The sequence below is a fragment of the Vibrio sp. M260118 genome (assembly GCF_036533755.1).
GTDB lineage: Bacteria > Pseudomonadota > Gammaproteobacteria > Enterobacterales > Vibrionaceae > Vibrio.
Map to the genome: position 1 here is coordinate 1 of NZ_JATABG010000082.1, position 17,182 is coordinate 17,182.

15 protein-coding genes and 2 pseudogenes are annotated in these 17,182 nt (G+C 43.6%); 1 reads left to right on the top strand and 16 read right to left on the bottom strand.

What is annotated here, in order from left to right; genetic code table 11:
• Positions 1 to 45: 45 nt before the first annotated feature.
• The 9 genes and pseudogenes from QTO00_RS07290 to QTO00_RS07330 form a co-directional block, all read right to left on the bottom strand.
• A pseudogene (locus QTO00_RS07290) lies at positions 46 to 1,535 on the bottom strand (tripartite tricarboxylate transporter permease).
• A 9-nt stretch (positions 1,536 to 1,544) separates the two neighbouring features.
• On the bottom strand, positions 1,545 to 1,991 hold the full coding sequence (locus tag QTO00_RS07295; protein WP_331423977.1) for a tripartite tricarboxylate transporter TctB family protein: 447 nt from the start codon (positions 1,989 to 1,991) through the stop codon (positions 1,545 to 1,547).
• An 81-nt stretch (positions 1,992 to 2,072) separates the two neighbouring features.
• Positions 2,073 to 2,999: pseudogene (locus QTO00_RS07300) on the bottom strand (tripartite tricarboxylate transporter substrate binding protein).
• A gap of 25 nt (positions 3,000 to 3,024) precedes the next feature.
• Entirely contained in the window at positions 3,025 to 3,498 is a 474-nt protein-coding gene (locus QTO00_RS07305) for a hypothetical protein (RefSeq protein WP_331423978.1), read from the bottom strand.
• 467 nt (positions 3,499 to 3,965) lie between these two features.
• Entirely contained in the window at positions 3,966 to 5,174 is a 1,209-nt protein-coding gene (locus QTO00_RS07310) for an IS256 family transposase (protein ID WP_331423979.1), read from the bottom strand.
• Positions 5,175 to 5,306: 132 nt separating this feature from the next.
• A complete protein-coding gene (locus tag QTO00_RS07315) occupies positions 5,307 to 5,642 on the bottom strand; it encodes a hypothetical protein (protein WP_331423980.1) in 336 nt (111 codons plus the stop codon).
• 18 nt (positions 5,643 to 5,660) lie between these two features.
• Positions 5,661 to 6,569, bottom strand: coding sequence for a hypothetical protein (locus QTO00_RS07320; protein WP_331423981.1), 909 nt, complete (start codon positions 6,567 to 6,569; stop codon positions 5,661 to 5,663).
• 180 nt (positions 6,570 to 6,749) lie between these two features.
• On the bottom strand, positions 6,750 to 7,628 hold the full coding sequence (locus QTO00_RS07325) for a 6-pyruvoyl trahydropterin synthase family protein (protein ID WP_331423983.1): 879 nt from the start codon (positions 7,626 to 7,628) through the stop codon (positions 6,750 to 6,752).
• A 212-nt stretch (positions 7,629 to 7,840) separates the two neighbouring features.
• Complete coding sequence (locus QTO00_RS07330) at positions 7,841 to 8,197, bottom strand: PilZ domain-containing protein (protein ID WP_331423984.1); 357 nt, start codon at positions 8,195 to 8,197, stop codon at positions 7,841 to 7,843.
• A 213-nt stretch (positions 8,198 to 8,410) separates the two neighbouring features.
• Between QTO00_RS07330 and QTO00_RS07335 the strand changes: the two genes are divergently transcribed.
• A complete protein-coding gene (locus QTO00_RS07335; protein WP_331423986.1) occupies positions 8,411 to 9,370 on the top strand; it encodes an AEC family transporter in 960 nt (319 codons plus the stop codon).
• Between the two features lie 66 nt (positions 9,371 to 9,436).
• On the opposite strand, the gene QTO00_RS07340 is transcribed toward QTO00_RS07335, so the two are convergent.
• The 7 genes from QTO00_RS07340 to QTO00_RS07370 all read right to left on the bottom strand — a co-directional run bounded on the left by QTO00_RS07340 (position 9,437) and on the right by QTO00_RS07370 (position 16,855).
• Positions 9,437 to 10,855: a basic amino acid/polyamine antiporter gene (locus tag QTO00_RS07340; RefSeq protein WP_331423987.1), complete on the bottom strand. Its 1,419-nt coding sequence runs from the start codon at positions 10,853 to 10,855 to the stop codon at positions 9,437 to 9,439.
• A 474-nt stretch (positions 10,856 to 11,329) separates the two neighbouring features.
• Positions 11,330 to 11,551 carry a hypothetical protein gene (locus QTO00_RS07345; protein ID WP_038207515.1) on the bottom strand — a complete coding sequence of 74 codons (222 nt, stop codon included), beginning with the start codon at positions 11,549 to 11,551 and terminating at the stop codon, positions 11,330 to 11,332.
• A 187-nt stretch (positions 11,552 to 11,738) separates the two neighbouring features.
• The gene (locus QTO00_RS07350; protein ID WP_331423989.1) at positions 11,739 to 12,377 is read right to left on the bottom strand and encodes a response regulator transcription factor; all 639 of its coding nucleotides are present in this window, start codon (positions 12,375 to 12,377) and stop codon (positions 11,739 to 11,741) included.
• On the bottom strand, positions 12,370 to 13,731 hold the full coding sequence (locus QTO00_RS07355) for a cache domain-containing protein (protein ID WP_331423991.1): 1,362 nt from the start codon (positions 13,729 to 13,731) through the stop codon (positions 12,370 to 12,372). The genes QTO00_RS07350 and QTO00_RS07355 overlap by 8 nt, the downstream gene beginning before the upstream one ends.
• Positions 13,732 to 13,820: 89 nt before the next feature.
• Complete coding sequence (locus tag QTO00_RS07360; RefSeq protein ID WP_331423992.1) at positions 13,821 to 15,104, bottom strand: TRAP transporter large permease; 1,284 nt, start codon at positions 15,102 to 15,104, stop codon at positions 13,821 to 13,823.
• A gap of 10 nt (positions 15,105 to 15,114) precedes the next feature.
• Positions 15,115 to 15,648 (bottom strand): TRAP transporter small permease subunit, encoded by a 534-nt coding sequence (locus tag QTO00_RS07365; protein ID WP_331423993.1) that lies wholly within the window; start codon positions 15,646 to 15,648, stop codon positions 15,115 to 15,117.
• A gap of 112 nt (positions 15,649 to 15,760) precedes the next feature.
• Complete coding sequence (locus QTO00_RS07370) at positions 15,761 to 16,855, bottom strand: TRAP transporter substrate-binding protein (RefSeq protein WP_331423995.1); 1,095 nt, start codon at positions 16,853 to 16,855, stop codon at positions 15,761 to 15,763.
• Between the last annotated feature and the right edge of the window lie 327 nt (positions 16,856 to 17,182).

Consider the following 17,182-nt stretch of genomic DNA (forward strand, 5'->3'; position numbering starts at 1 on the left):
TGATGAACACAATAGTGGGACTTTCTATTTTAGCTTTTGCAGATTCTAAAGTGGTGCCTCCAGCTGGCTCTTCTTTTTCATCTTCATGGTTGAATAAACCGAAAAGATAGCGAGAAGGACGAAGGCTAACGCAATTGGACGCTCATACAGGAACGACCAAGAATTGTCGTACATCAATAGTGCTTTACGTAGGTTAGTTTCCACCATTGGACCTAAAATGATCGCGAGCAGTATTGGTGACGATGGGATCTCTAGTTTACCGAGAACAAAGCCTAGTAGACCAAAGCCAATCGCAATACCCACATCGAACATCGAGTTGTTGATGGCATAAGCACCGGCCACCGATAAGAAGACAATAATAGGAATCATCAGCATCTTAGGCACTTCGATAATTCTACAGAAGAAACGAATGCCCACTAAACCTACGATCAACATAACGATGTTCGCTACAAGCATTGAACTAAACACACCGTAAACAACATCTGGGTTTTGAGCAAATAATAGCGGTCCTGGTGTTAGGCCTTGAACAATCAATGCACCCAGTAATACCGCCGCAACAGCGTCTCCAAGAACACCTAGTGTAAGAAGCGGAACAGCGATCCCCCCGTAACACCATTGTTGCCCGCTTCCGCTGCCGCAAGTCCTCTTACCGAACCTTGACCAAACTCATCTGGGTTCTTCGCTACACGTTTAGCTTCGTTATAACAAACGAACGCTGAGATATCTGCGCCAGCCCCAGGAACTGAGCCAATCGACGTACCTAAAACGCCACTTTTTATAGCCGTTGGCATCATATCTTTGAGGTCTTGCTTGCTCAGCAGTTTGTGGTCAAATTTTCCAACTTCTGCTTTCTTTTGCTTAAGGATTCTTTCGATCTGATTTAACGCTTCAGACAGTGCAAACAAACCAATCAAAACAGGAATAACATTAATGCCGCTGTATAAATCCATCACACCAAAAGTGAAACGAGGCACACTACTGATTGGGTCGAGGCCCACGGTGGAAACCAACAAGCCAATCGTACCAGCTAACAAACCTTTGAGGATATTTTGAGACGAGACACTGGCGATGATAGTTAAACCAAAAAGTGCCAAAGCAAAGTACTCTGGTGCATTAAAACGCAAGGCAAAGTTTGCCAACAGAGGGGCAATGGCAATCAGTACAATCGTACTAATCAAACCACCAGTGAATGAAGCAACCGCTGAAATGCTTAACGCACGGGCAGCCTGCCCTTTTGCAGCGAGCGTATGCCCATCTAGTACTGTCGCCGCCGAAGCTGGAGTGCCCGGAGTTTTAAGCAAGATTGCCGCTATCGAACCACCGTAAATACCGCCGATGTATACGCCAATCAGCATGACAAGTGCAGCCGTTGGCTCCATACCAAACGTGAAAGGCAGCAAGATCGCAACGCCCATCGTCGCTGTTAGTCCAGGTAGTGCGCCTAATACAATACCGCCAACGACACCAAAAATAAGAATAGGAAGTACCGCAGGGCTAAACGCGGTCATTAAGCCATTTAATAAATGCTCTAACATACCCTGCTCCTAGTAAAACATGCCTTGAGGAAGTGCGATATAGAACACTTCACCAAATAAGTAATTAATACCCAACACAAACAGCGTCACGACTACATAGTAAAGTGGCTTTTTGACTTTAAAGAAAACCAAATAAGCAAAGAACGCTATGAGACTGGCGTAGAGATAGCCCGTGGCTAAGATAATCACCGCGTAGCTGATGATAAACCCAATCCCAAACAGGGCCATTTTACTGAAAATTACTTTCTGCTCTTGCGTAACACCTGCTTTCAGCTTGTGTTGGATCATCAGCGCAATACAGATGATTATTTGAGCAATGGCAATTGCGGTTGGGAAAAACTTAGCGTCGACACTGGCATCTTGAAAGCGTGGCTCTGCAAACTGACCAATGAAGAATAGAACAATCGCACTAAGGACGATAATAAGAGACGGGAAGACAATATTTCTATTGATCATAGTGCTCACCCTATAAAAACTTCTCAGGGCATAAGCCCTCAGCAATCTCTGAGGGCTCGATAGAGACTAAGCTCTGTGTGGCTAGTTGATTAGCGTACCAAGCGCTTTAGTATCTTCAGCAACGAACTTAGTAAACTCATCCGCCTTCATTGGGTGAATAGTCATTGCACCCTTAGCCATGAACTCTTTAAATTCAGGTGTCGCCATTGCTTCATCAAACGCTTTACCTAGTGTTTCAATTACAGCGTCCGGTGTATCTTTTGGAGCACCGATACCACGCCATGTGCCTGTTACTACGTCAATACCCTGCTCTTTCAGTGTTGTGACATCCGGGATGTAAGAAACACGTTCTTTAGACATCACACCTAACGCTTTCAACTGGCCAGAACGAAGCTGTGCGATTGCCTCACCCGGAGTTACCATAGTGACATCTGTATGCTTACCAAGTACGGCAGGAATTGCCTCAGAAGCGCCATTGTAAGGAATCGCGTTTAGTTTAATGCCTTGGTCTTTTTCCAAAGCCATTAGGTAAAAGTTTGGCGCAGCCGTTGAAGCGAACTTAACAACACCATCCCCTTTCTTGGCTTCAGCAATCAGGTCATTGATTGTGTTGTAAGGACTATCAGCAGACACTAACACTACCGCCGGGTCTAGGTTAACCATACGAATCAGTTTAAAGTCGCTTGCATCATGTTGCATTAAGCCCATTTGAGGGAGAGAGGCAATCTCACGAGTCACAACAGTTCATGTATAGCCGTCTGGTCGTTGCTGTGCACCAAAACTCATACCTACTGCGCCAGCGCCACCTGTGCGATTCATCACTGCAATGTTTTGGCCTAAGACATCTTTCGCAGAATTAGCAAGTGTTCGACCAACAGCATCTGTACCGCCATCAGCTCCAAAAGGAACCACTAAACGGATGTTTTTCGATGGGTAATCCGCCGCAACTGCAGTTGTTGACACCATAATACCTGCTGCTACAAGTAGTGATTTAAGTAGTTTATTCATAATAATGACCTTTTGTTTCATAGATTTATTGTCTGTACGTTTGTGTAGGGTTTTGTAGCTTATTGTTTTGATATTCGCCCATGCACAATTGCTCGAAAGCAACCGCAATCCAACCGCTGATGAGCATGTCATACCATTGCTCAACACCGCTACATGCAACCACAACATCGCCATAAGTAAACGAGCCATAAAACAGCAGGTCATCTTCACGCAATGATGAGGGGTGGAATGTTTGTTGATTAAGATTTGGAGTGTTGCTTCGCCAAGCTTGCTGGGCTTTTTTATGTGCAAACTGGTCAAAAGGAATGGTCCACTCCTCCGGTGTCCCTAGTGATTGTTCACATAGAATGGCTTCTTCGAATGAACACTCCCATGGTTTCACTCTCGGATCCATAATCACGATATGCAACTCTTGACGATTCGTTCGTTCAAACAGCCGTTCTATAGAGGGTTTTACTAGTTCAATAGCATCAAGTGCTATCTCAGCATGAGATTTCATTTTTTGTCCTTGCTTTCAATCTCTTTAATAATTCAAATGATATTGTATGACTTATTATTAGAGAATGAGAAGGATGAATAAGTGATAACCAGATCACTCAGGATAAAGGAAAGAGATGAGCAAGATCTCCTTACAGGGCATGTATTGAAAAATTTGGGTGACCATAGTCACAAACGAAAATATTAGCTATTTCAAGCAATGTCACCCGACAATAAGACTAGTAATTTATTAATACAAGAAAGACAAATACAGAAGGATTTTAACATCACAAGATAAAGGAGTATAAAAGTTTAGCTATAGCGAAAGGTTCTACAAACTTCGAAATAGGAACGTAGCTTACCCCTTGGTCGGTTAGGTTCAAATGAGAACAAAGTCGATAGCAATTGGCTAGGCAATTAAGACTAGCCAAACCGCTTTATGATTATGTTCGAAGAGACCCTGTAAATAATTCTGTGTAACTGTCGGGGTTACATGTATTCAGTGAGTCGGTCTTCGAACATAATCATAAAGCGGTTTAGAGCTTGTCGCCAGTTTCTAATCGGCATCGTCCACTTCTTGGAAGCATCTCGGATAGCCAGGTAGATCACCTTTCTAGCTGACTCATCCGTTGGGAAGAGCTTGCGCTTCTTAATCGCTTTTCTAATAACGCTGTTGAGGGATTCAATGGCGTTAGTCGTGTAAATGGCTCGGCGAATATCCTCAGGGTAGTTAAACAGGGTGTTGAGGTTGTCCCAATGCGCCGTCCAAGAGCGACTGATTTGAGGATACTTACTATCCCATCGCTCAGAGAACTGCTCTAGAGCCAGCAGAGCCTCATCTTCTGTGGCTGATTGGTAGATTTTCTTCAGGTCAGTCGTCACCGCTTTGTAGTCTTTCCAAGGGACGTACTTGACCGAGTTTCGCACCATGTGGACGATACAGAGCTGTATTTGCGTTTCTGGGAATGCAGTATTGATAGCATCGGGAAAGCCCTTGAGTCCGTCAACACAAGCGATAAGGATGTCTTTCACCCCACGGTTTTGAAGCTCAGTCAGCACATTAAGCCAGAATTTGGCACCTTCCGTTTCAGAGAGCCACATACCGAGCAGTTCTTTTTGGCCTTCCATGTTCACGCCTAACGCAAGATAGACCGCTTTATTGATGACTTGCTTGTCTTGACGCACCTTAACCACAATGCAATCGAGATAAACAATGGGATAGATTTCATCGAGAGGTCGCGACTGCCATTCAATCACTTGTTCAAGCACTGAGTCGGTAACCTTTGATATCAGCGTTGGTGAGACGTCTGCATCATACATTTCCTTGAACGTTGCGACGATTTCACGTGTGGTCATGCCTTTCGCATATAGGCTTAATATCTTGTCGTCCATGGATTGGAATCGAGTTTGGTGTTTGCGGACGAGTTGAGGTTCAAAGCTGGCTTCACGGTCGCGAGGGACGTCGATATCGACTTCTCCATCATCGGTGATGATTGATTTACCCGAGTAGCCATTGCGGGAGTTGGAGCTGGTTCTGGGTTGGTGTTTTTGATATCCAAGGTGCTCATCGAGTTCAGCGTTTAACGCCGTTTCAACGGTCACCTTGGTTAACATTTTACGGAAGTCGTCCAGATCAGATTCTGTTTTAATTGACTTCGCTGCTTCACGAGCAAAAGCTTCAAGTGCTTTCTTATCCATATTGTCCATCCTTAGCCTTTAAGGCTTAAGTCTAGACAGTTACACAGAATTCGGGACACTCTCTTCGAAGACCGACTCACTGAATACATGTAACCCTGACAGTTACACAGAATTATTTACAGGGTCGAGTTCTTACACCAGCGCCACTATTGGGGCAACTTTTGAAGCAACCTTCTCTACCTTTTCAATCGCGTCCGAGAGCCTGTTCAAAGCTTCAATGATTTTTACGATATCCCCTTCCGCTTCTTTAGCTTGCTGAGTTAACCCTTTTACTGCGTCTAATGCAGCTTGCTGCTCCTCCGTGGTGGCACTTGACTCTCCTTGGAGCAACGTGGTGAGTTGGTTAATCAATATAACCACCTCTTTTTCTTTATCCTCTCGCTCCTCTGCTGGTAAAAGTGGAATTTGGCTGTTAGTTGTTTTTACCGCCTCAACAATTGCTTTCTCTAGTTTTGCTTCAGTATCCATATTTAAGCCTCTTTAATCCTACCCATCTGATTTACATACATAAGCGTCACCTTCTAGCACCAGTTCAGTTGTACATGAAGAGAGCAGTTCTTTTGTTGAGTCTAACTGCTTGTAGAAGTCGGTCAGCTGACTAACGGTGTGCGATATTTCGGAGCTAGAAAACACATCCTTCTCAACCTCTTTCAGTAAAGTTTTATGCGACTTGCCAATACCCTGCACAGCCTTAACTAAGGTTTCTGATTTCATCTTACGAGTGCTGTATGTCGTCCAGTCAGCATATATTTCATCAAGCATTTTTCGGCTCTTTTCTGGCTTAAGTTTGTTTGCTCGCGCTAAGTCGTTAAAACGCGTGATTTTATAACGCAAGATAGTGTCATTGATTGAAGTGACCAGGTTATCTGACCTTTGCTTTTTAAGCTCAGCGGCCATCTGCGCTGTCAGCTTTTGAATCCAAGGGTCCGCTTGAGTCACAATCTGCTTTATCGCCTTGTTACGTTTCGATTCAACAATAGTGCGACCAATAGCGACAACCGCAGTCGAAACAATGTCTAAACTATCGTTGAATTCTGCCTCTTGATACACAGGGGCAATATCTTTCAGTGTTTTCTTTCCTACACTGGTACACTGATTTCCTTGGTTATCCGTGTTTGCTGTTTGAGAATCAATAGACGACAGCACAAACTCACAACGGCCTTCTAAGCGCTCTTGTTTGGCACTTTTCAACGCGTAGTTGTTGATGGTTTGTAGCTGATATTCTATTGCAACTTGATTGGTCTCTTGAATGACCGCATCAATCTGGGTGGTCAGGTTCTCGACCGCAGTTCCATAATCACTAATCTGATTACTTGGGGTGGAGGTACATGCGGATATAAGCACTGCAGTTATCCCGCTAACCGCTATTCGGTTCAATTGCCTTGTGTATTGCATCCTAGCTTTCCTGTTGGTTTAAACAGTAATAGCGTAGTTTGCTTTGTGGAAATTAACAGAAGTCGAAAATGAATACGCGAGTAGTATCATATTGTGCGAAAAACAATCTAACACTCTATTTTGATCGCGAATAGAAAAGAATGAGGGACACCAGAGTATCCCTTCATCAATGCGTCCATTTTATCTAAAGGCTATGGCTCCTTTACCGACACCTTCATAGGCGACAATTTTTAATGACTGGTTGTCAGCGATGCTTGGTTTAATTTCGTCAGCGATATAGCCAGCAAGTAGCTCAACTGTTGTATCGGTAGGGAGAATTTCTGTTTCACTTTTCGCTATCGCTAATTGAAACTCGCCTTGAGGAGCTGTGTAACGAAAACCATAGTGGCTATGGTCAGTCACTGAAGCTGCATTTTCACTCAGGTTTAGTTGGGAAACAGAAACTTGATCTTCCTGTGAGCCTAAATAGATATCTTGCCAACGATGAGCAAAGGCGACTTCCTTTTCGGTGTCGCGTTGTCCATCAACAACAATCTCAATAGGTGAACGGTGGCCATGAGCAATACGCTGACAGTTACCATCATGCTTTTTTAAACCATGAGTGTAGTGATAGAACGCACCTGGGATGTGTTCGTGTCTCAGGGTAATCTCAATTCCCGTTACATTGCTTGGTAGGTTGTTGCGCAATATTTCGTATACAAGGCTCGTAATACTTTCGATGGTAATCGTGTCTGCATCAACCAAACAGTATGCCTCATCAGGACAGTGAAGATGAATGCTTTTATCGCCACGAATAACGTCTAATGTTGAGTAACCTGGCTTGGTTGACTGGTAAACAATCGCCGAGTTCTTCATTGGGATAAGCAAACGATGGTCAACATGCTCGTCAACCAACTGTTTGATTTGCTTCTTCACCCTACCAAAATCTAGCACCATGCTCATCTCATTGAGCTCACCCGACATGCTGACATCTAGAATCCAACTATCCCCTACCACCCCTCTGTGCTCACAGATGTATGAAGAATCGATAACGGTAAGATCTCTGACAAATAGGTTCAAGGCGAACTCCTTATAAGCTAATGAGATACGGGAGGCTGTTTAAGATAACAGCAGGCACTTCGTCTCATTGGTAGGTTGGATAAAATGGAGACGCAGGATGAATCAATGCGAAGACATTGTCCACCTTTTTCACTCATTATAGAAAACACGAAAGGCGAAAAACGAAAAATGGAGCATTTCTGCTCCATCTCTACCTTTACTACAAACCAAGCCTATACAGCAGCTTCTCTTAATTTAGCGAAAAATATCGGGTATTTATTGCGGATATTGCGCTGTTCATCAACCATGATTTTGAACGTAGGGCCTTTGCGAAGTTTAACAATCACTTCATCACGGTCGAAGCGAAGCACTGCCCCTTCAATTTCCACAAGGTTGTCATCATTGAGGTTGAGCACACCTTTTATCGTTAGCCCTTTATACAGAGTACCAGGGTTACTCACAACCATGCGAATACCCCCTTCTGAGACTTCAGTTACTTGAAACAAGTCATCACCAAGCCTAACAAATGGTCGCGCTCGCTTCGGGTACCTCAGACGGTAATATTGTCGTTTCTGAATATAGCTACTCATGGTTTTGCTCCGTGCTACTCATAGCTAGGTATTTCTTTAAGTATACCTTTCAATTCTATTAGTCGTGTAGATAAACACAACTCATTATGCTTTAACAACCCTATATCGGCATTTTATTAGAATTTTGAAGTATAACGGTAAATATTCTCTATCCCCCAATCACTTACAGTCTGGTATGGTGTAACTATTGACCAATAATGACTGATATGCCGCATGGACGTTCTCAACCAGTTGCAATTTTCTCTATCGATTACTGGCCCTATTTGCCTAATGCTTTTGCTCGGCATTGTGTTTAAACGTATCGGACTCATCAACGAAAATTTTATAGATATTGGCTCAAAACTGGTTTTTAAAGTAACCCTGCCGACCATGTTATTTTTAAGCATCGTTGTATCTGAACCTGATTACTACTCTGCGAGTGGGTTTATAGCCTTTGGTGTCGCTTCCAGTGTTATTTTCTTTGCTATCTGTACGCTATCGGTCAAGCGTTTCTTCCCTCAGTCAGATGACAAAGGCGTGATCATACAAGGCAGCTTCAGATCCAACACGGGCATTATCGGTATCGCATATGTTGCCAATGCTTTTGGTGAACAAGGAATCGCGCTAGGCGCAATATACGTGGCCGCTACGACTTTTATCTATAACATACTCGCAGTTATCTGCTTAACACCATCTGGTGGAGAATCGGGCGAGAACGTTGGAAAGATGATGATTTCCACATTGACCAAGAACCCGCTAATCATCTCAATTTTACTCGGTATTTTAGTCTATGTTCTTTCCATTCCAGTGCCCAACATTGCTATTGAAGCCGGAAATTACTTAGCAAAAATGACCTTACCGTTGGCACTATTATGCACGGGCGGGTCGCTAGACTTAAGCTCACTAAAAAGAGAAGCGAGGCCGTCATGGTTCGCCAGTTATAACAAGCTTATTTTGGCTCCTATCCTTATTACTGGAGGTGCATACTGGCTGGGCTTCAGGGGGCTTGAGCTAGGAATTCTATTCTTTATGAACGCCTCGCCTGTCGCTGCGGCAAGCTATGTTATGGCACGCTCTATGGGCGGCAATGCAACTCTAGCAGCAAACATGATTGCACTCACAACAGTGCTATCTACGATCACTTGCACTCTTGGAGTCTTAATCTTATTGGGTCTTGGGTTGATAACTGCGTAACATATAACGACTGGCAAGAAAAATTAAGACAAACAGAGCTAGCCCTACACTGAGTAAGGCTGAACTCTAGAAAACGATATTTATACTTCCTTCCCAGATCAGGCTCACTGTCAATACCGCGGTTAGACCTAGTAAGCTTGCACCGATTTTCTCTTTACCTTTAAACGGGTTAATCCCCTGTTCTCTCTTGGCTTGAATGTAAAAGTAGACCCCAGGCAAATACAATATCGTCGACAACAACAAGTAACTTAAACCCGACGCATAAAGGAGCCAAATACCGTAAAGCGTCGCGCCAATACCAATACCAAGTAAACTGCCCTTGTTTTTCTCCTCAATTGCAATTTTCAGAACGAACGCTCCTACCAAGAAGTAAGGAACCAAAATCATTTCTGAGGCGATAATAAGCAAGGTTTCGTAAGTACTGCCAACGAACATCACACAGATCAGCGAGATTTGAATGCAAACATTAGTCAACAAAAGGGGTTTAACTGGGCTACCGGCTTTATTTAGCTCAGCGTAACGCTTAGGAAACATCTTCTCTTTAGCGCAAAGGTATGGCGCTTCCGAAGCAAGAACAGTCCAACTCAAGAAAGCACCACAAACCGAAATTAATAAGCCCACACTGATGATGTACTGCCCCCAAGGGCCAAGTATGTCAGTCAGCACTTTTGCCATTGAAGGGTTTTGATACCCTGCTAGCTCTACCGGCTTTACCACGCCCATAGAAAGCAGCGTAACGAACACATATATTGCAAGCGCAGTCAGTAAGCCAAGAATCGTGGCACGACCTATGTCTTTGCGGTTCTTGGCACGACTAGAAACCACTACGGCGCCTTCAATACCAATGAAAACCCATACCGTGACAAGCATTGTGCTCTTAACTTGCGAAATTAGGTCATGACCCTCACCAAAATGGAGACCCGTAAAATCGAAGGTAAAAGTGTTCCAACTGAATGCGAATGCGGCACACACAATGAAAATGAACAGAGGCACTAGTTTAGCAAATGTAGTCACCATGTTTATCATGGCGGCAGTTTGCACACCTCTTAGCACCAAGGCATGTACTAACCAGAGTAGACAAGATGCCCCAGCTATAGAGACTAATGTATTACCTTGGCCAAAAATTACGTTATCAGGCGTGTCGAATAACATGCCTAGGGTACTAAAAACGATCACCAGATAAGAGACATTAGCTAACATGGCACTTAGCCAATAACCCCAAGCTGAGCAAAAACCCACAAAGTCGCCAAAACCTTCTTTGGCATAACCAAACACACCGCTATCAACATGCGGACGATGCGCAGCTAACTTCTGAAATGAGAGCGCCAGAAAAATCATCCCTACGCCAGTTATCGTCCAACCGATTAGCACTGCAGCAGGGCTTGCCACTGAGGCCATATTTTGTGGCAGGCTAAAAACACCCGCGCCAATCATCGAGCCTATGACAATCGCCGTGAGAGAGGTCAATCCAAGCTTATTATTCATGTTGTTTCCGGGGAACAGGTCAGGGGCAATAATTTTACGACGAAACTCATTGATTAGGCAGGCATGGTGTGAGTTAGATCTCACATATAACTACCAAATCATAACTTTCATTGTCATCGATCAAATCACGGACTTTGAGATAAGATTTATATATCAAACAAATCATTAAAAACGGACATTAAAACTTAAAGACCAACCAATTAATAGAATATAAACCCAAAAAGAACACAAATATAAAACATATAAACCAAAGGCAATTTAACAAAATCATTCAATATAAATGGCACAAAGTCCCGATGTGCCCGTATTTTTCAGCACGAACTCTTCAATTTAACCTATGCTTAAACAGTTGGCATTTAATAGCAATATGCCTTCTACTGGTATCCAATACTTCCTGTTTGTATGGTCGCTGAAACTCGGCCGTTTTTTTACCGATTAAAAAAGCAGCCCTGAGGCTGCTTTCGTTCATGAAAATCAATGTTTTGAGCTATCCGCTCGTTGGCCAAACTCAGCTTGTTGATAAATATCTGCCAAGCTACGATCTTTTCTCTGCTTTGAGTTTTTCGACTTTGCAGCATAATGGTATTGCTGCTCATTTAATGCCTTTTCATGAGCTTTTGCTGATTGGATAAACTCTGGATCAGACAACGCTTGTTGACGTAGGCGGTTAACGCGTTCAATTGTTTCTAACAACATAGTACACCTCCCAATCACCTGTATCTACATACAGTATAGACCATCATTTAGAGAGATCAAGAAATACTGTATATACATACAATTAACACACTTAATGTGTTGTTGTGATTAAGATTACCTAGCAGGAGCCTGCGGGTACAATCGTTGCTTTCTATACTATTAATCGACGCTATTGATTTGCAGTGGCCTAAGCTAAGATTCCCTGCTCAATCGCGTATTTTGCGAGTTCAGCCGTGCTGTGCAGATCAAGTTTGTGCTTAATATTTTGTCTGTGGGTCTCAACGGTTCGATAACTAATGTTAAGGATAGAGGCGATCTTTTTACTGCTATTTCCCTCGGCAACCAGTTTAAGTATCGCCTCTTCGCGGCGGCTAAGTGGATTTGGCTTTGCAGCCACTGGCACCACCTCTTGCGAAAACAAGGTTTGAGTCACTGACTCACAGAAGTAAGTTGAGCCTTGATAAACCGTTTTAATCGCTTGCACCATACGCCTTGCACAGATCTCTTTGAGCATATAGCCAACTGCCCCAACCTGCATCACCTTCATGATGTATTCTCGGTTATCGTGCATCGTCAGCATTAGCACTTTTACCTCTGGCATGGACTCTTTGATCACTCGAGTCGCATCAATACCGTTCATCAAAGGCATACTCACGTCCATCAATACGACATCGGGCTTAAGCGATTTGACAACATCAATTGCCTCAACGCCATTGCTCGCTGAACCGACCACATCAATCTCAGATTCAGTTTGTAAACGGGCGATAAATCCATCCAGTACCACTTGGTGGTCGTCAACAATCACCACTCTAATTGGCTCATCCATAAACTAATCCATCTAATTCAAGTAACACAGTAATCTCTGTTCCAAAGCCTGGCTCACTCTCTATTTCAAATTCACCACCAATGAACTCCACCCTTTCACGCATATTGCGCAGACCGATACCACTTTTACGAAGCGCAGCATTAACATCAAACCCGACACCATCATCCCGAATGATTAACTGAAGCATATTACCCATTTGATGCATGATCACACTGACCGTATTTGCCGACGCGTGTTTTTCAATATTAGTCAACGATTCTTGCGCCACACGATACATGGTGGTTGCCATCTCGGACTTTAGCTTACCCGGGTCCGTTATCAGAGAAGCTTCCACTTCGATCCCCGAGTGAGATTTAAAATCTTGAAGCAAGGTACTAATTGCCGCTTCAAGCCCAATATCATCTAGTGCACTTGGACGCAGGTTGTGCGAAATATGCCTTACTTCATTAATTGCCGTAGAAAGCGACTGCTGAGACTTAATCAAGTGCTGCTGCAATGGAGCATCTGTGATCTTGTTTGACAGTAGCTCAAGGTGACACTTGCTTGAAACCAACAATTGATTGATTCCGTCATGAAGCTCTCTAGCAAGGTGCTTCTTCTCATCTTCCTGAAACATCACCGTTTTATGGGCGAGCTCTTTGAGGCTTCGGTCAGCTAAACGGTGTTCGTGAAGGTTAACCGCTAGCGTAATTACAACGATAACGCCCACGGTCACAATCATAATCACAATCACGGAAAAAAAGGTCGTTTCAATATTCTTACGCACCTCTTGTCTCAGGTTAGCCACCTCGTTGGTAATGTCTTCGATATAAAGACCAGTGCCAATCATCCAATTCCATTTATCCAACCAAGCAGCATAGCTCAGTTTAGTCACATTCTCTCCTGTCGATGGTTTTTGCCACAGGTAACGGTGAAAACCGCCGCCACGTTGCGCTTCATCTAGGAGCTCTTCGATAACTAAATCACCATTTTTGTCTCTAAGGTCTATAAGATTCTTGCCTATCAGATCAGGCATAATGGGGTGAACAAGGTTGGTACCTGATTCGTCATAAGCAAAGAAATAGCCATCTTTATCTTTGCCATAACGAAGTTTGGTCAGAACTGCTTTGACCTGTTGTTTGGCCACTTCTTCAGAAAGGCTATCATCGTTATAAATATGCGCAATCGCATCAAATGCCAGATCAACTTTGTCTTTCAGTGCCGTCTCTTTGGAGCGAATCAATCCATCTTCAAAAATCTGCACCTCTTTCTCACCCAGCGTTTTTGCTTGATGTATTGAGATCCAACTGGTCAACGCTGTAACCAATAGCAAGGGCAACAGACTAAGCAATATCAATTTGGCTTGTAGAGGCATTCCTTTCCCCCTATAACAACAAAGGCCGCTTGCACATTGGCAAGCAGCCCCACTTTAACAGGAGTTGTTAAGTTTTCGTAACTAGACGATCACATTCCGTAAAATCCAGGGAACACAAGCAAAGATACCAGTACCAATATCTGGATTGCAATGAATGGCATAACACCTCGGTAGATATCTCTGGTCGTCACCCCTTTTGGCGCCACACCTTTCAAATAGAACAGGCTGAAACCAAATGGTGGGGTTAAGAAGGAGGTCTGGAGGTTCATCGCAACCAAAATCGCAAACCATGTCATGTTGATACCCATAATTTCAGCGACCGGAGCTAAAATTGGCACAATGATGAAACAGATCTCTACGAAATCGATGAAGAAGCCAAGGACCAAAATAACCAACATTGTGATGATCAAGAAGCCCCATTTATCACCTGGAATTTGCAGCATCCACTCTTCAACTAAGTAGTCACCGCCTGTGTAGGTGAACGCCATAGAGAACGCGGTTGCACCCAGCAAGATCGCAAACACCATTGCTGTGACTTTTACCGTCTCTTTAGACGCTTCATAGACCATCGACCAGCTAAACTGTCTATACAAAATAGCTAAAACAATCGCGCCCGCGCCACCTAGAGCGGCTGACTCAGTAGGTGTCGCCACACCCGCAAAGATGGAACCAAGAACAACCACAATCAATGCCAACGGTGGTATGACTGCTTTTAGCGCAGTGATTACCTCTTGTTTACGGCTGACGTTCTCGTCACTCGGAATAGGCTGTGCTGCTTCTGGGTTCAGTTTGGCATAGATCAGTATATAAACGACGTATGCACCGACCAGAACTAGCCCTGGCCAAATCGCTGCTTGGAACAAATCACCCACAGGTACACCAAGTACGTCACCCAATAGGATAAGCACGATAGAAGGTGGGATAATCTGACCTAACGTTCCTGACGCACAGATAGTGCCGCAGGCAAGTCCTTTGTCGTAATTGTACTTAAGCATAACTGGCAGTGAGATTAACCCCATTGCGACAACAGAAGCACCAACCACACCAGTAGACGCGGCAAGCAGCGCACCTACCAATACAGTAGAGATTGCGATACCACCACGAACACCGCCAAACAGTTTGCCCATCGATTCAAGCAACTGCTCTGCTAGACGAGTCTTTTGCAGCACTAAACCCATGAAAACAAACAGGGGAACAGCCATCAGAACGGTGTTTTCCATAATCGACTGGATTCGATATGGCATAAAGGCAAACATCTCCATGCCTTCTGCCCAAACACCAAATATTAATGCGATACCACCAAAGGTAAACGCAACCGGGAAGCCAAGTAGCAAAGCAAACAAGGCAACGAAAAACATTACAATACCGACCATTGTCGCCTCCTTATTTGTGCTCTTGAGAATAAATTAAGTGTGGATTAACGATTTTGTTCAGTGAATGAAGCAGTAAGCCAACCCCGCTGATCGCCATAAAGAAGAAAGATAAAGGAATCATCGCTTTAATAATCCAGCGGTAAGGCAAACCGCCTGGGTCTCCTGATGTTTCTCCTAAGGCATAGCTCTCCTTCGCGAAGTCAATACCGTAGTAGGCCACCAACAAACAAAATGGGAAAAGGAAAAACAGTGTCCCAAGCAGATCAATAATCGCTTGAGCCTTATTCGATAGACGTTCATAAAACAGGTCAACTCGAACGTGACCACCCGCCTTAATCGCATATGGGACACCAAGTAGGAATACCGCTGAGAACAGATGCCACTCCATTTCCTGCATTGCAATGGACACATCATTGAAGGCATAACGCATGACAACGTCATACACTACGTTAGTTAGTAGCAAGATGAACAAAATGCTTGATAACCATCCTAGAAAGTCACCAAAACGATTAAATCCTCGCTCAACATAAATTAGGCTTCTCATTCCCTACTCCATGGAATTTGAATTTGCGCCACTCGAAATAAAGTAGCGCTTGATATAAATAGTTTTCTTGGGCTTAACCTTAGGTGACGTTGTCACCTAAGGTCTATTGTTATTATTGTGCTTGGCTGTTTAGGTAAGCGCGGTGAGAGATATCAGTCCACGAGCGTACCTGTTTAAGATAATCTGCTTGAGATTTTTGAATTTCTGCCGCTACTTCATCTTCTGCCGCACGTTCTTTTAGAAGTTTGTCATTAGATGCTTTTAGCGCAGTAATTACGTCTGCTGGAAAGTCTTTAACTTGAACGTTAGGGTATTCAGTCTTAATAGAAACCCAGTTCTTACCACTTTCATGCGTCGCTTGTGCATACATATCGTAAGCGGCTGTGCGCATTGCTACGCGTAGAATCTCTTGCAGATCTTCAGGTAGACGTTTCCAAGTACGAGCATTAACTAAGAATTGAAGCTCAGTCGCTGGCTCATGCCAACCTGTGTAGTAGTAAGGTGCAATTTTGTGGAAACCCATGCGAAGGTCAAGTGAAGGACCAACCCACTCTAATGCATCAATCGTACGACGCTCTAGCGAAGTGTAAAGCTCACCTGGTGCAATGTTGGTTGGCTTAGCGCCAAGGTCAGCGAGGATCTCACCTGCAAAACCCGGGATACGCATTTTCAGACCTTGTAAGTCCTCAACTGAGTTGATCTCTTTTTGGAACCAACCACCCATCTGAATATCCGTGTTACCACCAGGGAATGACATTAGGTTATGAGGAGTGTAAACCTTCTCCATCAGCTCCATACCACCACCGTGATAGAACCATGCATACTGCTCTGCCGGCGTCATACCAAATGGCATTGAAGTGAAGTATAGAGTATTTGGCACTTTACCTTTCCAGTAGTAAGAAGCTGAGTGCCCCATGTCGTACTGACCAGATTTCACCATATCAAAAACACCCAGAGGTGCTTTATGTTTGTTAGCAGAATCAATACGAATTTGCAGACGGCCATTAGACATTTTCTCTGCCATAGCTGCCATATTCTTAGTCGCATCACCGAATACAGGGAAGTTCGGTCCCCATGTTTCAGCAAGTTTTAAGCGATACACTTTGTCTGCTGCTGTTGCCGTTGCCGTTGCCGCTACCATAGCTAGCGCAGCAACGACCGCGGTTCCTTTTAACACTCTTTTAAGAGATTGTTTGATAAGACTCATGTTCACATCCTTTGTTGAAGGGTCATACCTTTGATACCTACCAGAATAAATATCTCTTCACCTATTTATCCCAATTGGTATTCGGCATTTTCTATTTCTCATACAGAGTCGTTGATCAATAACAAAGAAGATATAGGCGCGAACACGCACTATTTTTAACAACAATAACTAGACTTAGACTAAAGAATTACGTGGTTATACGTAGGATACTTACCATCAATAGATTTAAGATAAATAAAAACAACACTTTATAATTACCCAAGAAAATATAAGTTAGCAAAATATACGTAGTTACTTACTAGGGAAACGATTAACAAGAAATGTGAC